General features: G+C 60.1%; 2 protein-coding genes. One reads left to right on the plus strand and one right to left on the minus strand.

Annotated elements, in window-relative coordinates; translation table 11 throughout:
* A partial coding sequence (locus MKZ35_RS06315) for a sugar MFS transporter (RefSeq protein ID WP_482512387.1) occupies positions 1 to 1,194 on the plus strand: 1,194 nt, incomplete at its 5' end.
* Positions 1,195 to 1,383: 189 nt separating this feature from the next.
* Here the strand turns inward: MKZ35_RS06315 and MKZ35_RS06320 are convergent.
* On the minus strand, positions 1,384 to 3,598 hold a 2,215-nt coding region (locus tag MKZ35_RS06320; protein ID WP_482512388.1), incomplete at its 5' end, for a patatin-like phospholipase family protein.

Consider the following 3,598-nt stretch of genomic DNA (forward strand, 5'->3'; position numbering starts at 1 on the left):
GTCACGGTTCTGTTCTTTCTGTGGGGTTTTATCACCTGCCTGAATGACATTCTGATTCCCTACTTGAAAGCCATTTTCCAGCTTTCCTTCGCTCAGGCCAACCTCATCAACCTATGCTTTTTTGGAGCCTACTTTCTCGTAAGCATACCAGCTGGTAAGCTGGTAGCGCGGGTGGGCTACAAGCGCGGCATGCTGATTGGGTTTGTGGTGGCTGCGGTGGGCGCCTACTTGTTTTACCCCGCCGCGGCTCAGCGGGCCTACGGGCTGTTTCTGGGCGCGCTATTCGTGCTGGCTTCGGGCATTACGGTGCTGCAGGTGGCGGCCAATCCCTACGTGGCCATTCTCGGCCCGGCCAAGTCGGCCTCGGCCCGCCTCACGCTCACGCAGGCCTTCAATTCCTTGGGCACCTACCTGGCCCCGCTGCTGGGCAGCGCGCTTATCCTGAGCCAGCTGCCCAAAACGGTGGACGCTACCAGCGCCGCCCAGATGGACGTGACGGCTGTGCAGGTGCCCTACCTGATTATCGGCACGGTGCTGCTGCTCATCAGCTTGCTGCTGAGTCGGGTGCATCTGCCCACCCTTGCCCCAGCCGCTGAGGAAGCAACGACGGCAGCGCCGGGGGCGGGCAGTGCCTGGAACTACCGGCACTTGGTGCTGGGCGTGGGGGGCATTTTTGCGTACGTGGGCGCCGAGGTGGCCATTGGCTCGCACATCGTCAACTACCTGGCCTTGCCCGACGTACTGGGCCTCTCGCCCGAAGCCGCTGGCCAGCAGGTAGCCAACTACTGGTTTGCCGCTATGCTGGGCCGCTTTGCCGGCGCCTATCTGCTGGGCAAGTTCGCGCCTACTAAGCTCCTGGCCTTCAACGCCGCGGGGGCTATTGCGCTGGTTTTGCTGTCCATCAATACCAGCGGGGCGGTAGCCATGTGGAGCCTGCTGGCCGTGGGGCTAATGAATTCGCTGATGTTCTCGACCATTTTCACCCTGGCCGTGGCCGGGCTGGGCCGCCACACCGAGCAGGCCTCGGGGTTGCTGTGCACGGCCATCGTGGGCGGGGCCGTGGTGCCGCTGCTCTTCGGCCTGGTAGCCGATCATGGCGGCTTGCGCCTAGCCCTGCTGCTGCCGGTGCTTTGCTACGCCTACATCCTCTGGTACGGGCTGCGCGGCAGCCGCCAGCAACAGCCGGCTCACTGAACGGCAGGGCGAGAAACGACGTGCCCACGGGTACACATCTACTCATCTATTCTACCCCCGTCAGCCAGCTACACTACCTGGGCGGGTGCTTGCTCGCCACTCTCAGCCTCCACGCCCGGCAGGATGCTGGCCGTGGAGGCTGAACTGCTAGCCTAGTGCCGACCCGACCAAAGCCACCCACCACCACCTTTAACGATACCCAAAGGGAATGCCGATATTGAAGTAGGGCAGCACCTTCTTGGCGACAGCCGAGTACATCAGGCTCGCGTCGATGGGACCCAGAATGGAGTTTATGCCCACCGTAAGAGAGCCACCCCAGATTACGTCGCTGGGTTGAATATTCGTGTTATTGTCGATGAAGCCGTGGTAAAGCGTGTTGGCTTTGGCCGTGAGGTTGATGCGCGGCGTGAGCGCATATTGATAGCCTATCAAACCCACGGCGGAGCTACTGGTGAATAAGGATGCTTCGGGCAGGCCGGCAAACGTAATCTGGTTGCGGATTACGTTGCTCAGCCCACCAACCACAAAGTCGTTGGCAATGGCCTGCCGGTAGTTCCAGTTGATACCAGCCTGGGCCTGCAACAGCAGCGTAGAGCGCTTAGTCAGGGGCAGGTACTGCTCCAGGTGCAGGCGCGAATGGCCGTAGGGTTTAAACGAAAAATTAGGCGACTCCTCCGTGCCCACCACCACGTCGCCGTCCAGCACCCTAAAGTCGGGGCGCTGCCGATAAACGCCACCTATTTCCGCCTCTATCTTGCGGCCCTTGGTCGGATACACTACGGCATTAAGGGTATTTTCTTCGTAGAAAAGGTAGCTGTTGAGCAGATGAAAGCGGCCATCTAGCTGCAAACGGGAGGTAATTTCGGGGCTGAAGCGACCGTACTCGTAGCGCGTTCCCAAGCCTACTCCCCGGTTGCGGCCGAGCAGCTTGAGCAGTTGAGCATTGGCCGTCACGTAGCTCTGAGTGTAGAGGCCGGCCTTGTCGAAACGGGTAGTGTAGGTGGTGATGCTTACTCGCTCACCTTGCGCCAGAAAACGCGCTACCAGCGTCTTGTGGGCCGTCAGGTACTGAGTATGCTTGAGGCGCAGGCGGGGATTTTCGCCAATATTTACGGCTATCTGGCTGGTGGAAAAGGGCAGCAGCAGATCCTGCGCGGCAATGCTGCCGATGAGCCCAATACCGGTAAACGAGTTGTAGTGCAGCCCCAGCCCTACCCGCGTCGGCACGCTGCGCTCCACATCAAACACCACACGGGCCGTCGAATCGGATAGGGGTTGCAGGGAGTAGGTAATCTTGCGGAAGTAGCGCGTCCCGAAGGCGTTGCGAATGGCAGATGAAAGCTGCGAGGCCGTGTAAAAGCGATTAGGGCGAAACTGCATTTGCTCAAGCAGCGCCGGCACGTATGCTGCTTCCAGGCCCTGCACTTCGTACTCCGTGATGTATACCGAGTCGGCGCGGGCGGCGCGCGGCGTGGCGCGGGCCGGGCCGTACAAGGCATCGAGCGAATCGTTCAGGGCCTTCAGGCGCGGATAGATCATGCGGCCCTGCTTTATGCCTAAGGTGGTGATGGGAGCGGAAGCTGAAAAGCTGCCGCTGCTGTAGTCGCCCAAGGGATAATCGACATACACCGTGCACAGCTGCTTTTGGGTGATGAAGTCCGCATTATCCTTGAAGGAGGAGATTTGCAGCAATACATCCACGGGGCTGCGCAGGTTGGCATCGGTGTAGGCGCCGGCCGATACGTTGCTGCCAATCACCACGTTGGCGCCCATCGCCTTTACCTCTGAAACGGGAAAGTTGCGTACGATGCCGCCGTCTACCAAGCGGCGCCCCTTGTACTGCACCGGGGTAAAAAAGGAAGGAATAGCCATGCTCGCCCGAATGGCCGACACGATTTCGCCCTCCCGCAGGACGGTAGGCTCGCCGGAAATCACGTCGGTAGCCACGCAGCGAAACTCCCGCTCAAACTGATCGAAATTTTTGGTTTTATAATACGGAAAGAACAGCTCGCTGAGCTTTAGCCACAATTCCTCCGACTCGATAACGCCGCTGGAAAACTGAAAGGAGCCTTTGACAAAAGGCAGCTCGACTAAGTAGCGGCCAAAATCGTCTTTCTCGGGTAGCGTGACGGTGCGTAGCTGGGCGGCATTGGTCAGCAGCGCGTCCCAGTCCAGCTCGCTGGCTATCTGCTCGATCTCGGCCCCGGTGTACCCCGCCGCGTACAGCGACCCCACAATGGCCCCCATACTAGTGCCCGTCACATAATCGACGTGTACCTGGGCTGAGTCGAGGGCTTTTAATAAGCCGATATGCGCTAGGCCCCGCGCGCCCCCGCCGCTCAGCGTAAGGCCGATTTTGGGGCGGGACTGTGCCCAAAGCGTGTGCGTGCCCGCCAGCAGACAC

The organism is Hymenobacter sp. R533113, assembly GCF_056835965.1.